Source organism: Amycolatopsis sp. NPDC004079 (assembly GCF_040610415.1).
Lineage (GTDB): Bacteria > Actinomycetota > Actinomycetes > Mycobacteriales > Pseudonocardiaceae > Amycolatopsis > Amycolatopsis halotolerans.
Map to the genome: position 1 here is coordinate 74393 of NZ_JBEXMH010000007.1, position 14519 is coordinate 88911.

18 protein-coding genes are annotated in these 14519 nt (G+C 69.7%); 15 read left to right on the forward strand and 3 right to left on the reverse strand.

Annotation, left to right across the window (positions count from 1 at the left end; translation table 11 throughout):
• Positions 1-447 precede the first annotated feature (447 nt).
• Positions 448-957, forward strand: coding sequence for a hypothetical protein (locus ABZX37_RS10140; RefSeq protein ID WP_354737939.1), 510 nt, complete (start codon positions 448-450; stop codon positions 955-957).
• The gene (locus ABZX37_RS10145; protein ID WP_354737941.1) at positions 954-1406 is read left to right on the forward strand and encodes a hypothetical protein; all 453 of its coding nucleotides are present in this window, start codon (positions 954-956) and stop codon (positions 1404-1406) included. Before ABZX37_RS10140 ends, ABZX37_RS10145 begins: the two co-directional genes overlap by 4 nt.
• A gap of 751 nt (positions 1407-2157) precedes the next feature.
• Here ABZX37_RS10145 and ABZX37_RS10150 read toward each other — a convergent pair.
• Positions 2158-2769, reverse strand: coding sequence for an AAA family ATPase (locus ABZX37_RS10150; RefSeq protein WP_354737943.1), 612 nt, complete (start codon positions 2767-2769; stop codon positions 2158-2160).
• A 66-nt stretch (positions 2770-2835) separates the two neighbouring features.
• Here ABZX37_RS10150 and ABZX37_RS10155 point away from each other — a divergent pair, with 66 nt between their 5' ends.
• From ABZX37_RS10155 to ABZX37_RS10165, 3 genes are all read left to right on the forward strand, one after another.
• The gene (locus tag ABZX37_RS10155; protein ID WP_354737945.1) at positions 2836-3117 is read left to right on the forward strand and encodes a hypothetical protein; all 282 of its coding nucleotides are present in this window, start codon (positions 2836-2838) and stop codon (positions 3115-3117) included.
• Complete coding sequence (locus tag ABZX37_RS10160) at positions 3117-3386, forward strand: hypothetical protein (protein WP_354737947.1); 270 nt, start codon at positions 3117-3119, stop codon at positions 3384-3386. The genes ABZX37_RS10155 and ABZX37_RS10160 overlap by 1 nt, the downstream gene beginning before the upstream one ends.
• A gap of 533 nt (positions 3387-3919) precedes the next feature.
• A complete protein-coding gene (locus tag ABZX37_RS10165; RefSeq protein ID WP_354737949.1) occupies positions 3920-4840 on the forward strand; it encodes an NUMOD4 domain-containing protein in 921 nt (306 codons plus the stop codon).
• Positions 4841-4956: 116 nt separating this feature from the next.
• Here ABZX37_RS10165 and ABZX37_RS10170 read toward each other — a convergent pair whose 3' ends face one another.
• Positions 4957-5823, reverse strand: a complete 867-nt coding sequence (locus ABZX37_RS10170) for a GNAT family N-acetyltransferase (RefSeq protein ID WP_354737951.1) — start codon at positions 5821-5823, stop codon at positions 4957-4959.
• Positions 5820-6569, reverse strand: coding sequence for a GntR family transcriptional regulator (locus ABZX37_RS10175; RefSeq protein WP_354737953.1), 750 nt, complete (start codon positions 6567-6569; stop codon positions 5820-5822). The genes ABZX37_RS10170 and ABZX37_RS10175 overlap by 4 nt, the downstream gene beginning before the upstream one ends.
• Positions 6570-7276: 707 nt before the next feature.
• On the opposite strand from ABZX37_RS10175, the gene ABZX37_RS10180 reads away from it, so the two are divergent.
• The 10 genes from ABZX37_RS10180 (at position 7277) to ABZX37_RS10225 (ending at position 14459) form a co-directional block, all read left to right on the forward strand.
• Complete coding sequence (locus tag ABZX37_RS10180) at positions 7277-7639, forward strand: hypothetical protein (protein ID WP_354737955.1); 363 nt, start codon at positions 7277-7279, stop codon at positions 7637-7639.
• On the forward strand, positions 7636-7893 hold the full coding sequence (locus tag ABZX37_RS10185; protein ID WP_354737957.1) for a WhiB family transcriptional regulator: 258 nt from the start codon (positions 7636-7638) through the stop codon (positions 7891-7893). The genes ABZX37_RS10180 and ABZX37_RS10185 overlap by 4 nt, the downstream gene beginning before the upstream one ends.
• Positions 7894-7955: 62 nt before the next feature.
• Complete coding sequence (locus tag ABZX37_RS10190; protein WP_354737959.1) at positions 7956-8183, forward strand: hypothetical protein; 228 nt, start codon at positions 7956-7958, stop codon at positions 8181-8183.
• Between the two features lie 160 nt (positions 8184-8343).
• Positions 8344-8556, forward strand: coding sequence for a hypothetical protein (locus ABZX37_RS10195; protein WP_354737961.1), 213 nt, complete (start codon positions 8344-8346; stop codon positions 8554-8556).
• A 113-nt stretch (positions 8557-8669) separates the two neighbouring features.
• Entirely contained in the window at positions 8670-9125 is a 456-nt protein-coding gene (locus ABZX37_RS10200; RefSeq protein WP_354737963.1) for a hypothetical protein, read from the forward strand.
• Positions 9126-9294: 169 nt separating this feature from the next.
• On the forward strand, positions 9295-10533 hold the full coding sequence (locus tag ABZX37_RS10205; RefSeq protein WP_354737965.1) for a DUF2637 domain-containing protein: 1239 nt from the start codon (positions 9295-9297) through the stop codon (positions 10531-10533).
• 121 nt (positions 10534-10654) lie between these two features.
• Entirely contained in the window at positions 10655-11110 is a 456-nt protein-coding gene (locus ABZX37_RS10210; protein WP_354737967.1) for a hypothetical protein, read from the forward strand.
• Between the two features lie 82 nt (positions 11111-11192).
• The gene (locus ABZX37_RS10215) at positions 11193-11759 is read left to right on the forward strand and encodes a hypothetical protein (RefSeq protein ID WP_354737969.1); all 567 of its coding nucleotides are present in this window, start codon (positions 11193-11195) and stop codon (positions 11757-11759) included.
• A gap of 106 nt (positions 11760-11865) precedes the next feature.
• Complete coding sequence (locus tag ABZX37_RS10220; RefSeq protein WP_354737971.1) at positions 11866-12330, forward strand: hypothetical protein; 465 nt, start codon at positions 11866-11868, stop codon at positions 12328-12330.
• A gap of 161 nt (positions 12331-12491) precedes the next feature.
• Complete coding sequence (locus ABZX37_RS10225; RefSeq protein ID WP_354737973.1) at positions 12492-14459, forward strand: hypothetical protein; 1968 nt, start codon at positions 12492-12494, stop codon at positions 14457-14459.
• The last annotated feature ends 60 nt before the right edge of the window (positions 14460-14519 follow it).

A 14519-nucleotide genomic window follows, 5' to 3' on the forward strand; every position in this document is an offset into this window, starting at 1 on the left:
GCTGCTCTGCGGGTCCAACTCCTGCGGCGCAGCGGCCCCTGGGTGGCCGCCACCCGCGCGAACCGGTACCGCCGCGAGGCCGGCATCGGGAGAGCGCCCCGCCAGCAGTCCCAGGGATGCGCGCGCCCTACATGTGAATAGGAGCAGCGGAGCTTAGGCCCCGTGATAGGTCGTATTTCCAGTCCGCCAGGACCCCAGCGGGGCGAGCGATGCGATCAGCGGTATCCCCGAAGCCGAGGCTGCTCCCGATGCAAACAAGTGCTGTGGTGTTTGCCGGTCGTCCTCGCTCCGCGCCGCCAGCGCGGTTGAGGGCGGGCCGGGAGCCACCACGCAACAGTCCGACACGGCCCGTGTGACGAGCAGAGGTCTTCACACCGAGGCGTTGCTTAACCGGAGCGGCGAATGTCCGCAATCCGGGAATCGCAGTCAATGCAGATTTGGCCCTGAATGGCGATGCGTGTTTCTGCGTCGTCCGCGCCGGAAGAGCGCGTGATCGCGGCCGCGTTGTCGCCCGGGGTCGGTCGAAGAGCGATGAAGGAGAATGTCATGAGTGCTGTGGCGTCAGTTGCACCGGCTGCGGTGCAACCCGGCAGCGACGAGCAGGCACCCGCGGCCGAGGTCGCGGAGGTTTACGGTCTGATGCTCGTTGATCTTGCCGTGACCATCGAAAAGTCCCGCGAACGTTCCACTGTGCCAGGCGTCGCCATCGCCCGAGATCTCAGGAAACTGGCTGCGGGGCTGCGCGATTTGGCCGCGGATGTCGACGAGAGGCTTGTCTCGAAGCCGGGCCCCGCGCCGGTGCTGCTGGTGCGTTGTGTGGACGAACTGCTCGCCTACGTCGATGGCTGCACGTTCGGTGCGCCGGCGTTCCGGAGCGTGCCCGGGTTGGTGGGGGAATTGCGCGAGGTGCTTGTTGGTTTGGCGGCTGTCGCGCCTGCAGCAAAGGAGGAGCGGTGACGCGGCGGCGGTTGATCGGGCGGGGCCCGGTGCTGGGGTGCACCGCGATGGTCGCAGGTGTTCTGTTGTCTGGCTGCGGAGTGTTCGGCGCGCCGGACGCCGAGGCCGGCGGGGTGTGCGTGGACAAGGCCACCGGGTCGCGGGTCGAGGATTCGCGGTGCGGTGACTGGGACGACCGCGGCTGGTACGACGGTCCGGGTTCCTACATGGTCTGGTACCCGACGTCGTACGCGGGCGATGTTCCTGCTGTCGGCCAGCGCGCGGTGGGCGGGACCCGGACCGTTGCGAGCGGAACTCCGCTCGCGAAGGGGATTCCGGTGTCCGGGGCGAGCGCCAAGTCGGGCGGGATGTCGGGGCTCCAGCGCGGCGGTTTCGGGAAGGCGTCCGCGACGTCGGGCGGCACCGGGGCGAAGGCCGCGAGCGGGAGGGGCGGCTCCGGCGGGTCGTGACCGGTGTCGTCGAAGGCCTGCTGAGCCAAGCGGTTCGGTGCGCACAGCCGGTCCCTGCGGCCCCGGGTCTCGATTGCGTAGTCGCAACGGTCGGGTTTTGTTTCGTTCCAAAGGTTTGCGCTGCGTTCCGGCGGCTGTCGGTGCGCTGCGGAAGCGAAGGCGGCCGGGCTTGACGGTCCGGTCGCGGTTGTCTGTGAGAACCGGCCTTGTGGCGCTGTCAGCGCCTGGTGCGGTCCGGCGTTGTTCTTGTTTTCTTGGGAGTATGTCATGTCTTGGGTTGCCGCACTGTCCACTTCGGTCACTGCGAGTCCGCTTGTGGGGTCGGGCGTCGCGTTGCTTCGTTCGAGTCCGCGCAGCAGGTTGCGGGCGGTGGCGGTGGCGGTGGTGAGCACTGCGGTTGTGTCACGGGCGGGGTTGCCGTTGCTGGATCTCGTTCCTGCGCACGCGGCCGCGGCGGATGTCGGTTTGGCTGGTATCGCTGCGGTGGCGTCGTTGCCGTGGCTGGGCGGTGCGGTGCGTCGCCTGGTTCGGGTGGCTGCGGGCGCGAGGCGGGGGATCGGTGCCGTTTCTCGGCGTGCGGTTGTCGCGGAGCCTGACCGGCCGGTTGCTGCGGCTGTGGTGCCGTGCGACAGCGGTGCTGGCGCGGCAGGCGGGGACGTGTTTCCGGTAGAGCCTTGTGGCTATGGCCGGGAGGTGGGGTTCGACGACGGGCCCGCTCGGATCCGTCGGTGAGCGGTGTTCTGCTTGTCTGTCAGGCGATGGCGGCGATGAGTTGCTCGGCTTGGTCTTCGAGGGCGGCTACGGTGGTGTTGTTGTCGATCACGCGGCTGCCCTCGAGCGCGGGGGCGTAGCGCGGGTCGAGCCCTGCGAGGTAGGCGTCCCATTCGGAGAGTTTGCCGGCGTCGCGAGCGGCGTCGCGGTCGGTGATGTTGCGGAGCATGGTGTCGGGGTCGCAGCGGATCCAGGCGGCGTGCAGGCGTGCACCGCGTGTTTCGACCTGGCTGCGGAGGCATCGGCACCAGTCGGGGTCGGCGAGTTCGGCGGTGAAGGGAGCAGTCGCGATCACGCTTACGCCCACGTCGACGTTCTCGAGGACCGCGGTGATCAGCGCCCGGTATTCGGCGGGCCGCAGTATTTCCCGATACAGGGCCGATTCCCGATCGTGCGGGGAGTGGCCGAGGGCGTGCAGGGCGGCTTCGACGACATCGCGGGTGGTGGAGTCCTTGTCCAGCAGCGGCCAGCGGGTGCGACGGGCGAGGATCGCGCCTAGCGTGGTTTTTCCCGTTCCGGCGTAGCCGCCGACGAGCAGCACTACGGGCGGAGCGGCGGGAAGGTTCGCGGTGCCTGCGTTGGGGATCGTCATGGGGTGATTTTGCTGCATGGACCGGGCGCGGCGCAGTGCCCGCTGTTGTGATTGAGGAGATCAGAGTTGCAGTTCGACAATCAGGTCGTCGTGAACGCCGTCCGGGCGTCTCTGGATCAGAATCGGGGACGCGGCCGGGTCGGCGCGGCGACCGAGGTCTGCGCCGATTGCTCGCTGGGATGCTGGTCGGGCAACCGGCATGCCGGCAGCGGCGTCGACGGGGAGTACGACGGCTGGGTGGAGCCGTTTGTCGCGATCGAGCGGGAGTGCCGGTGCGTGTGTCACGAATCGGTGCCGCGCGCGCCCTACGTGGAGGTGTGGCAGGAGTGCGCGGAAGGGATGAAGTAATGGCAGACGACGTCAGCACGGAAAAGGTCAGCACGGACCAGCTCCGGCCCGGCGACCTGGTCCTGCACTACGGGATGCGCATCCGGCTGGGAGAACTTGAGACGTACCCGTCCTGCACCGCTGACCGGGTGTACCGGTTCCCGGGCACGGTCGAGAACAAGGACGAAGTGCTCCGGCCGGGCCACGTCACGACCGGATTTCTTGGTGCCGACGGCCAGTGGTCGGTGCAGGGCAACAACCTCGCCACCTGGTTCCGCGTGGTCGAGTGAATCGGGGGCGGCCGCTGGTCGTCCGCGCGGGTGTTCCTCGCTGCGCGGCCCGATCGGATCGGGGTGTTTCCTCAGCTCGTGCGGGGCGGCGGCGCGGGGGCGCGGGGGCGCGGGGGCGCGCAACGACGATGCCGCCCAAGCCCCGGAGGGGCTGCGGGCATGGCCTAGGATTTCGTGAACCGGACGCAACGGCGGGTCGTCGCGGTCGGCGTCCGCGGTCCAGGGGTTGAAGCGGAATGTGTTGCACACGACGGCGTTCGCGTCGGCGGCGACGCTGGCCGCGCCGCGGGCGGGTTTGCCGTTGGGCGGAACGGTGGGGCTGTCGAGGGCGGGATCAGTGCCTGCGGCGATGTTGGTCATGGTGCGATCTTGCTGCACATGCCTGGCGCGCTTCGGCATTCACGCCGGGTGTCCTGAGAAGTCTTTCGCTGCTGCGGCGTTCCTGCGCGGCGCAGTGCTTGGTGTGTGAGGGTGCGTCGTCGGTCGTTCCGGGGAACCAGGTGCGGGCTCGCGCGGCGGTTAGCATGCGCGGCATGGACGGCAGGGATGGCGAACTGGTCGGAATGGCGGAAATCGCTGCGCGGCTGGATGTCGCGGACAAGACGGTGGCGAGTTGGCGATCCCGCAAGAAGCTGCCGGGGCAGCGCGACGTCGTCGGTGGCCGCCCCGTGTGGTCTTGGGAGGAGGACATCGCCCCGTGGGCGGTGCGCACCGGGCGCCTGCCGGATCCTGCGGCGGCGGCCGAGGAGTGGCGGCCGGTGCCGGGTTTCGCAGGCTACGAGGCGAGCGCCGCCGGCAGGATCAGGAGCGCGGGCCGGACGATTGTCTGCTCATCCGGTCGCGTCCGGATGATGCGACCGAAGGTTCTGACCGCAGCGGAGACGGAAGCCGGCAGATTGGCCGTGCGGCTGAGGACGAGCAGCGGTCGAGAGGCACGTCGCGAGGTCGCCAGGCTTGTGGCGTTGGCTTTTCTGGACCGCGTCGGCCGCGGGCAGTCGATGAATCGCGGGCGGGTCAGGATTCGTCATCTCAACGGCGACCGGTCCGATAACCGAGCGGTCAATCTGGCCTGGGCGTTGCCTGAGCCGGTCTGTGCCCACGGCCACGAGATGACGCCTGCGAATACGTACGTCACCCCCGCCGGCAGCCGGGTGTGCAGGAGGTGCCGGACTCTGGCCGTGCAGAGGCTGCGGGGGAAGCGATCAGGAGGCGGACGAGTATCCGGCTCCAGTTCCGGCGGGTGCGGGGAGGATGCCGCGGTTGGCCAGCTGGTCGATATGGCGGAAATTGCCGCGCGGTTGGATGTCGCGTACATGACGGTGGCGAGCTGGCGATCCCGCAAGAAGCTGCCGGAGCAGCGCGACGTTGTCGATGGTCGCCCCGTGTGGTCTTGGGAGGAGGACATCGTCCCGTGGGCGGTGGGCACCGGCCGGATGGAACACGCGGATCGTTGACACGGCCGGGCATGCCGCAGTCGCCTGGGTCGCGGCGGCGGGTTGGCTGCCGGAAATTGTCTGGTACGCAGGAAAAGGAGAGGCCGGTTGTGTGGCCGGCCCCTCTGTCCTGCGGGTCAGGCCGGCACGTCGCCGTAGAAGTCGACCGTGGAGGCGGATTCGCCGAGTTGGAGCCGGTAGAGGTGTCCGGGGCGGAGCAGCGCGGGGTCGAGTTCGGGGGGCCAGGTTTCGACCGGGTGGGAGAAGAAGGTGTTGACGTGCCAGCCGTCGCCGGAGTCGAACAGGATGGGTCGGCTGTCGGGTGTGACGGCCGGTTCTGGTTGGCCGGTGAGGGTCATGTTGTCGACGATGTCGACACGGTCGTATCCGATGGGGTTGCCGGTGGGGAGTTCGTCGACCCAGGTCGTGTGAGGGACGAAGCGGTGGCTGGGCAGGGTGGCGATCGGCACGAAGCGGGTTGTGGTGGTTACGTCGAGCGCCGGGGGCTTTCGGGACAGTTCGAACAGGGCTCCGGAGTGGCGGCCGGGTTTGTCGACGATGCGCAGCAGGCGGGCACCGAGGCTGCGGTAGTAGTCCTGGAGGCGGGTGTTGGTTTTCCAGACGTCCCAGCGCAGCCAGTTGACGCCGCGGGCTCCGGCGTAGTCGGCGGCCCAGTCGATCAGCATTGCGCCGAGGCCTTCGCCGGCGCGGTCGAGGCGGGTGGCGAGTTTGGACAGGTAGAGGGCCGGGGTGGTTCGTTCTTCGGGGGTCCAGAAATCGGGGTCGGCCATGGTGCTCATGGTCAGGGTGGCGACGGCGGTGTCGCCGTCCCAGAGCAGCCAGGTGTCGCCGCGGTCGACGGCGGCGCGCATGACGGGGGCGAATTCGCGGGTCGACCACTGGTCGGTGCCGCGGGTGCGCAGCCATTCTGTGCGTTGGCCGAGCAGCGCCATGACGTGCGGCAGGTCGGCCGGTGTGGCGCGGCGCATTGCGTAGCGGGTCACTTCTCGACCTCGTATGTGAGTTCCCAGCGGTCGCTGGGGAAGCTGCTGGACATGAGCCGGACCGCGCGTCCGTCGGCGGTGTAGCTGATCCGGTCGTGCCGGATCACCGGCAGGCCCCCGGCGATCTCCAGTTCGTCGATCTCGCGTTTGTGGGGTCGTCCCGCGTTGATGGTGTCGTGGTGGCGGACCATCTCGTAGCCGTGTTCGCGCAGAACGTGGCGGCCGCCGCGGGTGATGTCGGCGGGTTCGGCGATCTCGGTGCCCTCGACCACGTCGAGAGGGAAGAAGGAGTCGGTGAGGCAGTACGGGATGTCGTCGATGGTGCGCATGCGCCGACGGGCGAGGACCAGACCGGTCGTGCCCTCGCCGAGTTCGAGCGCGTTGCGGATCGCGGGGGTGCCGGTGATGGTTTCGACCCGGATGTTCTGGAGTGGCCGGCCGCCCTGGGCTTCGACCGCGTCGTTGAAGGCGTCCCGGCCGCGGTCGTCGGCCTCGAGCACGTACAGCGGGAGTTCGTAGCGCTTGAGGCGGTAGACCGTGGTGCCGCGGCGGGTGTTGGTTTCCAGGTAGCCGTCCTGGTGCAGCAGCCCGAGGGCGCTGTTGATGACGGTGTTGCTGCAGTTGTAGAGCTGTTGCAGCTGCTCCCGGGTGGGCAGCGGGTCGCCGTGGTTCAGCTCCCCGGAGTCGATGCGTTCTCGCAGCTCGGCTGCGATGAGGACGTAGATCGGGGTCCTGCCGTTGGCCACGGGTTCTCCCTTCTCGGACCTGGCCGTGCGCCAGATTCCGCGCTTTTGACGCTTTAAATGTAGCGGAAAGGCTTGCGTGATCAACAGAGGGGAGTTAGGGTCATGCCAGCATTTGAAGCTTCAAATGTTTTGAATGCTTTGGACGCTTCACCGGGTCCGACCCCCGGCCAGCGTCCCCGGGTGGCCGTGCAGATGGGCCCGACCCGCCGTGAGGCAGGACGTCGGCGCACCGCCCCGCCAGCAACCCCGAAACAGCCAGGCCGCATCCGCGCGCAACGCGAGCGGATGCCAGAACTTCACAGCGTGAGAACAACCGCAGCCCCCTCCGGCCAGACCTGGCCGGCACCCGTCCGCGCCGTCGATCCGGCGCGGGCCCAAGGGCGCGCTGAACCGCAGACGTTCGGTGTCTGCCGAGAAACCCCTCCGCTCAGCAGGGCCACGACCTCTCGCCGCGAGGCGATGGCGAGCCGCCGCCACGATCCCGGGCCCGCCCGGAAGAGCGAGCGAGCAGGAGGGCACCTCGACGACGAACTTCGCCGCCGCCGCACGGCGGCGGCCCTCCGCAGCCCCGTGGTGGCTGCCGGCGGCCCTCCCCTCGCGCGGTAACGCGAGGGGAGGGCATTCCGGGGACCACCACCGCAACACGGCCCGTCCCGGCCGGCCAGCCGGGACGGGCCACCCCGCCGCCGCTCAGAAAGGGACACGACGTGTTCACCGACCCCGACTACCGCGAGGACTACGACGTCTACGGCGACGCCACCTTCCTCGGCCTGGCCGACCGGCCAGCCGACATCCTCGCTGATCCGCAGGACACCGACGTGCTCTCGCGGATCGACCTCTTCCCGATCACCGTCCAGCCGATCGACCTTCCCGCGGCGTTGCCGCCGGAGTCCGAGCCCGACGCCGCGGACCTCAGGGCGGTCGAAACCCTGTCCGACGCCGCGGTCGACGCCCGCATCGCCCTGTCGAACACGCTCGCGGCCTACAAGGCGCGCGTCGACGAGCTGCGCCGCGAGTGCGACGCCCTGGCGCACCGCCTCGACGACCACGACCTGGAGCGCGCCGCATGAGCGACTGGCGCCACGACGCGGCCTGTCGCACGGAGGACCCCGAGCTGTTCTTCCCGGTCGGCACCACCGGCCCCGCGCTGCGGCAGACCGCCGAGGCGAAGGCCGTGTGCCACCGCTGCCCCGCGGCCTCGGACTGTCTGGCCTGGGCTCTGGCCAGCGGCCAGGACGCCGGCGTCTGGGGCGGCATGAGCGAAGACGAGCGACGCGCCCTCAAGCGCCGCCGCGTTCACATCGGCACGCGTGCCACCGCCTGATGTTCCACGACGCGACCCGCCGGGCCGCGCCCCTCCGCCACGCCCAGCCAGAGGAGCAAGCCATGCCCACCGCCACGCCGATCGCCCTCGCGGAACTCGGAAAGCCCCTGCGGCTGAAGACATGGGAAGCGATCAAGATCGACGAATTGTTCGAGCCGGTGATCAAAAGCTGGATGGACCACGCCGGCACACAGGCCGAGCTCGACGAGCTCGACAACGCCCTGAAGAACGTCCGCGAGCACAAGCAGCAGATGTGGGACCTGCTCTGGGAGTTGCAGACCGTCGCCTGACATCGAAGAGCCTGGTGCTCCGGCACCGGGGGAGCACATGCGGACCCGCCCCGGGAGACCCCCAGGCCCCGGCGCGGACCTGCTCGCGTCCGCGTGTGCTGCCCAGGCCCGCCGGAACGGCCACCCGCCGCGCCCCGCGCAACCGGCACAAGGAGATTGCATGCACGCGTCCGAGACGCGCGTGTTCGAGCCCGGCGACAACGTCGTGAGCGTCCACGAGGAGATCCCCGTTCCGCAGCGCGAACGCGGCAAGGTCGTCTGCCCCCTCGAACCCAGCAAAGCCGACGGCCCCCGCTACTCCGTGAAGTGGGAAGGCTGCACGGAGCCCATCGACGAACTCGCGCGCGAACTGCTCCCCGCGCAGAAACAGTGACCACCGCCGGACACCGGCGCTCCGGCCAGGAACCCGGGGCGGAGCCTGACGACGGCCTCCGCCCGCACACGCTTTCGACCGACCGTTCGTCACCCATCCGCCAGGAGGCACCGGTGAACACCCCGACCGTGCATGACACCGATGCTCTCGTACGCGGGAGCGCCGCGCCCGGCCGCCGCCATCCCGACATCGAGACGCAGATACGCGAGCTGCGGCCCTGGCTGCGGTCCTTCGCCAGCGCCGAGAATGCCCTCGCCGACCTGCACGCGGCGATCCTGCGCTCGGCGGAGCACAGCATGGGAGCGGTGCAGGACCGCGCCGAGCTCGCGCAGGTGGTGTACGCCCTGGCCCTCAACGCGCGGCCCCGGCCGCGCAAGAAGCCCGGCGGCGAGAACGCCGGCCTGGCGACATCCGGCGACGCCGCAGTGTCCGAAGACGTGGTCCTGAACTGCGTCGCACACGTGCTCGCCGCCCACGGAAGCCTGCCCGCCTGCGCCCTGCGCGCGCAGCACGTCGCGCTGGCGAAGTCGTGGCTCAACCAGGCCCGCCTGCAACAGGGCCAGGCCTAGCCGACGCACATCCCGGGGCCCCGGCGGGCCCGGGCAGCACTCACGCCGCGCGAGTCGCGCGATTCCCGCGGCGTCACCCGGGAATCGCGCAACGGCCGCGCCTACCCCGAGACGTGAGTGCTGCCCAGACCCGCCGGGGCGCTGACGACACCGAACGAGGAGCCATCCCATGTCAGCCGTCCCCCGGAACCACGAGAACAACGTGGACCTGGGCGTGGTCACCCGGCAACTGAACAGCGGAGTGTGGGTGCCGGAAGCGGCCGAGGACACCACGGTGCCGATCGACGTCGTCGACCGCCCGCAACTCCCGAAACCGATTTCGGACCCTCCCCGCCTTCCTCCGCTTCCCCAGCCGACGAGGCAGGACCCGCCGGCGGCGTCGACCCCGCCTGCCGCGAACGGGACGCACGCCTCCCGAGCCGACGATGAGGGCACGGAGCACGACCGCCTCGAAGACCGTCCCGAAGATCGCAAGGGCAAGAAGGGGAGCGCTAGCGACGAGCCGCCCGCATCGCCGCAGCGTACGGTGCGGGACGCGGTGGTCGGCTGGATCGACGCCCGCGCCGCCGCCCGCCGCGAGTCGGCAGGGGAGCGACAGACCGCGAACGAAGAACCGGTCACCGGCGGCGCATTCGCCGCGATCTGCCTGATGACGCTGATCGTGGCCGGGCTGGCGTTCGCGCTCAGCTTCGACATGATGTACGCCGCAGCCAGCCACTACGGCTGGGGAGCCAGGCTCGCGGCACTGTTCCCGTTGATCATCGACGTCGGCGCGATCGGCGGAACGTTCATGGGCGCGATTTCCACGAACCGCATGTACCGGGCGATCGGACACCAGGTGCTGATCGTGACGCTCGCCGCCAGCGTGCTGTTCAACCTCGTCGGCCACGACATCCGCGGCGGGCCCGCGCTCGGCCTGCCGGCCGAGTGGAACTGGACCGGCACCGTCGCCGCAGTGCTGATCCCGCTGCTGCTGGCCTACTTCGTGCACGCCTTCAGCACCGCGCTGAAAACGTTCGCCGACCAGCGTCGCGAACAGAAACTCGCCGAGCAGCGCGAACAACAGGCACGCGACGTCGCCGAACGCGCGGGTCGACACTCCGCGGCCGCAGGGACCGTGCGGGAACGCCCGCTTCCGCAGAGCGCCTCACCTTCGGCGCCGACTCGCCCGGCCGAGCCCAAAGCGAAACCGAAGGCCGCGCAAGGCAAAGCGCCCGCGACAAAGGTGCTCACCGCGGAGAAAGCCTACGAAGAGTCGCAGCGTCGAGGCCACCCCGGACCGACCGCGATGAGGAAGCACCTCATCGACGACGGGTACGACAAGGTTCCGGCGATCTCGACGCTGCGGTCGTGGATCAACGAACGGAAAACCCCGGAAGAACGAGCCCAGGACAACGGCTCGCACTGAGCAACACCCCGCGCCTCCCACCGCTCGGCGTTCCCGCTGCATCGCAAACGCACAACGGTGCTGCGGGAGCGCCGGGTTGATCCCGAGTCCCCGCAGAGCAAGCATTGGAGGTGGACTGCACGTGGGCGGTCACACCCGCACTGTCGGCACGGCGCGCGCGGTCGTCGCCGAGCCCGGGAAGGTCCGCAAGGTCCGCGACCACCGCCCGGCCGGAGACGGCTCCGAAGACGCGCCGGAAGTGCGGCGCAAGCGCCGCAACGGATCCCGCGCATTCGCGCGGGAGCGGATCGCCCGCACCTCGGACCCGGTGAAACAGACCGCGCTGGCATTGGACTACGTGAAGTCCGCGGCGGCGAAATACCAACCCGATCCCGCCGCCGCGCAGGCGGCAGTGGCGGCGCTGCTGGCGATGGGCGACCGCATCTACGCCGACGGCGTGCCGCTGACGGCAGGCCAGAAGCGCTACCGCAAGACCGCAGCCCGGCGGCACCGGATTGCGAAGGACCGCAAAGCGCTGCTGCTGGCCCAGAGCGATCCCGCGCTGCGACAGCGCGGCAGAAAGCGCCGTAGAGCCTGAACTCCCCGTCCCGACGAACGCGCGCCCGGGCCGCCCGGCCCGGCGCAACCCGTTTCCGCTATCCCCTGGAAGGAGGTGGCGCATGTCCGCCCTGCCCGACCCCAACCCGACAACCCCGGCCGTGACCGGGACGGTCGCTCCGCCGCAGACCGAGCCCGCGGAGCAGGCCCGTCACCTGCGCGCAGTCCCCCCGGTCGAGACCGCTGCCGAAACCACCATGGAAATCCCGACAGTCACCGACGACATGCCACCGCTTACCGGCCCGGACACCGCTCCGGGCGACGGTACGGTCGAGGCCCCGGACGTCGACGCAGGCCCGGGGCTCCTGGCTCGGGCGAAGGCGACGTTCGCGCCGCAGTCGGGCCTCTACACCGACCGGCAGCCGTCGGTAAAGGAGATCCTGCACCACGGACTGCGCGGATCCCAGGCTCCGGAGGCGGGCCTGTCCCGCCGAATCGCTGCCGGCTACGGGATGTTCGCCGCCGCGAACAAGATCAGGGTCCGCACGGAGGAATGGATCGTCGATCACCCGACACGGCTCGGCGTGGCGATCGTGCTGATCGTGCTGGCCGCGCTGTTCCCGCCGACCCGGTTCCTGCTGCACGGGCTGCTGTGGCTGTTCCACATCGCTTGGGAAGCGACCGGCTGAGCCGCACTCGCCGCCACACCCCTCCCCTGCGCGGGCCGAGGGGTGCGGCGGCCCTGGGCGCCTCAGCCCGTCGTTTCCCTTGCCGCACAAAGAAAGGACCCATCCCATGCTGATATGGGTGACGGCTGGCGCCTTCTTCCTCGCGCGCCGCCTATGGCACACCAAAATCGTCAACAAGCACCAGAACATCGGCAAGTACGGCTGGTTCGTCCCGGTGCTCTTTCTGATCGTCGGGGCATGGACGCTGCTGATCGCGCCGTTGCCCTGGGGCCTCGGATCGCCGACAGAAGTGCTCGGCGGGATCCTCAAATGGGCCATCGGCATTCTGATCGGATTTTTCGGCGGCGGCTCCCACGTCGTGTCCGTGGTCGCGACCGTGGCGCTGATCGGCCTCGCCATCGGTGCCATCGCCGACCTGTGGGACCACATTCCCGACCGCACCGCGAACACCGCGATCTGGGCGCTGCCGGTCCTGGCGGCGATCTCGGTCACGCCGATCGCGTCAGCGCTGCTGGCCAAGATCCACCTCGTCCAGGGGTGGGCCACCCATCTGATCTCCAGCATCGGCTGATGCCGGTGACCGCCCTGCGTGTCGCAAGCGTCATGGTCACCCGCCCGGCGCCGCCCGGTCCCTTGATGCGGGGCACGGCGCCGGGCGTGGCTGCCGGGTTCGAGTCCCGGCCGACACACGCCCACAGTCCCTTACGCCCCTGACGCAGAAAGGAGCCCGGCATGGAAGTTCTCCTGATCGCCATCCTCGGCGCGATCCTTCTGGTGAAGGCCGCCGGCGGCGCCGCCGTCGACTACGCCGCCGCCAAGACCGGTCATACGCCCCCCAGCCACGAACGCTGGCAGGCCCACCAGCGCAACCGCGCCTCCCGCGGCGAAGAACCCGACGACACGAACGGCTATTTCCGTCGCCGGCTGCGCATGTACGGCGCAGCGGCGGCCGTCAAAGCCGACCAGAAGCACGCCGCCCGCATGGAACACCTGCGGGAAAAGGAACCGGCGAACATCGAGAAACACAAGCGGCGCATCGCAGCAAAGGAAGCCGCGATCTCCAAGCTGTGCGCGTGGGGAGGCACCACAGTCGGCGCAATCCGCGGCATCCCCGCAGCGGTCCGCGAACGCCAGGCGCACGCGGAAAACCAGCGGCGCGACGCAGAGGCCGACGCTCTCGTCGCAGCCGGACGCGAGACGGCAGCCGGGCTGCCCGCCCGCAGCGGCGGAACGGGCAGCGGCGTGACGAACCTGGTCACCGTGCGTCCCGGTTCCGAGGACGTCGCTCCCCGGCCCCGGCCGGAGAGCGAGATGACCGACGAGCAGCGAAGCCTGGTCGAGCACCTCCATCAGCAGCTGTCCGCCGGGACCAGGCCGGACGTGAGCGATGCGGCCTGGAGGGCGTTGCCCGTGGAAGCGCGGGCCGGCCTGTTGGCGGCGGCCAGCCGCAACGGGATCAGCGTCGATCCCGGCTTCGACCCCGAGGCCCACCGGCGTGCGGGACTGGATGGCGAACCGGCCGCGGATCCGGCGCGCGGAGCCGCGACCGACAACGCGGATCCCGACAGCAGCGCGCCGAAGCCCTGGACCGGACTCGACGATCTGCCCAGCGACTACCAAGAGCTGCGCCAGTACGCCGAAGCACACCCCGCAGTCGGCCGCGAGGCCACTCGTCAGTGCCAGAGGCCGGACGGCCGTGACTTGCGCGACTGGTGCGACGCGGTCCGCGACGCCCAAGCCCGCGACCGCGAGGCCAAACCCCTGTCCTCCGCCGAACTGTTCAAGCCCTACCTGGAGATGCAGGAGCAGCTGAAGTGGGGACATCCGGGGGGCGCGGACCCGTTCAAACTGGACGAGCCCAAGCCGAACGCCGCCACCGCGCTCAAACGGGCAATGCACGGGGACACCGGGCGCGACCTCACGGACAAACAGCGCGAGCAGGTGTGCGACTTCCTGGACGCGACGCGGGAGAACCCCGGTAAAGGAAACATGAAGGTAGGGGACTGGGCGCAGCTCCCGGTCGAAGTGCGCGCCGCATTGCTCAAATTCGGCCTTGAACACGGCCGCACCGCCGTATCGGATACCGGCGAAACGGCCTGGGACCTCGACCAAGAAGCCCGGCAGCACCTGCTCGACAACGGGTTCGAGCCCAACGAGCACGCCTTGAAAACAAGCCGCGAATTCGCACGCGCGGCAGCGGCGCGTCGCGAAGCCGCTCTCGCCCCGGCAAACGCAGCACACGAAAGGAAAACCGCAGTGTCCAACCCTGTCACCACTGAGATCACCAGCCTGGAAAGCGCCGCCTCGCACGCCGCCGAGGGCGTGCAATGGGCCGAAACCACCGCGAATGGGCTGGAAACCACCCAGAACTCGCTGGAAGACGACGCGGCATCGCTGGAGGCCCAGGCCATCGAACACGAGAACGCCGTCTCCAGCCTGGGAACCGCCGGCTACAAGGAGGGCACCGCCGTCATCAAGCACGAGAACACGCTGGCCGAGAAGTACCGCGTGGCCGCAAGCGCGATGAGGGACGCCGCCAAGCTGCTTGCCACGGTGAGGGAGCAGGTCCAGGACTGCCGCGGAACTGCGGACCAGCTGAACGGCATCTTCACCGGCGGGCAGCAGAACATCGCCGAAACGGTCCAGGCGAACCAGCAGGACGGCGTCGCCGACAAGACCGGGTTCTACGAAAACGCGTGAGCAGTTCCGAGCCGCACTCCGCCGCCCGAACCGGCGTTCGGGCGGCGGGTGGGCTGCTCG

Bases quoted from the DNA above. Each gene is read 5' to 3' on its own strand.
- ABZX37_RS10160 (WP_354737947.1), top strand. From the start codon at position 3,117: ATGGCAGACGACGTCAGCACGGAAAAGGTCAGCACGGACCAGCTCCGG.
- ABZX37_RS10185 (WP_354737957.1), top strand. From the start codon at position 7,636: ATGAGCGACTGGCGCCACGACGCGGCCTGTCGCACGGAGGACCCCGAG.
- ABZX37_RS10215 (WP_354737969.1), top strand. From the start codon at position 11,193: ATGTCCGCCCTGCCCGACCCCAACCCGACAACCCCGGCCGTGACCGGG.
- ABZX37_RS10150 (WP_354737943.1), bottom strand. From the start codon at position 2,769: ATGACGATCCCCAACGCAGGCACCGCGAACCTTCCCGCCGCTCCGCCC.
- ABZX37_RS10205 (WP_354737965.1), top strand. From the start codon at position 9,295: ATGTCAGCCGTCCCCCGGAACCACGAGAACAACGTGGACCTGGGCGTG.
- ABZX37_RS10220 (WP_354737971.1), top strand. From the start codon at position 11,866: ATGCTGATATGGGTGACGGCTGGCGCCTTCTTCCTCGCGCGCCGCCTA.
- ABZX37_RS10195 (WP_354737961.1), top strand. From the start codon at position 8,344: ATGCACGCGTCCGAGACGCGCGTGTTCGAGCCCGGCGACAACGTCGTG.
- ABZX37_RS10140 (WP_354737939.1), top strand. From the start codon at position 448: ATGGCGATGCGTGTTTCTGCGTCGTCCGCGCCGGAAGAGCGCGTGATC.
- ABZX37_RS10190 (WP_354737959.1), top strand. From the start codon at position 7,956: ATGCCCACCGCCACGCCGATCGCCCTCGCGGAACTCGGAAAGCCCCTG.
- ABZX37_RS10225 (WP_354737973.1), top strand. From the start codon at position 12,492: ATGGAAGTTCTCCTGATCGCCATCCTCGGCGCGATCCTTCTGGTGAAG.
- ABZX37_RS10165 (WP_354737949.1), top strand. From the start codon at position 3,920: ATGGACGGCAGGGATGGCGAACTGGTCGGAATGGCGGAAATCGCTGCG.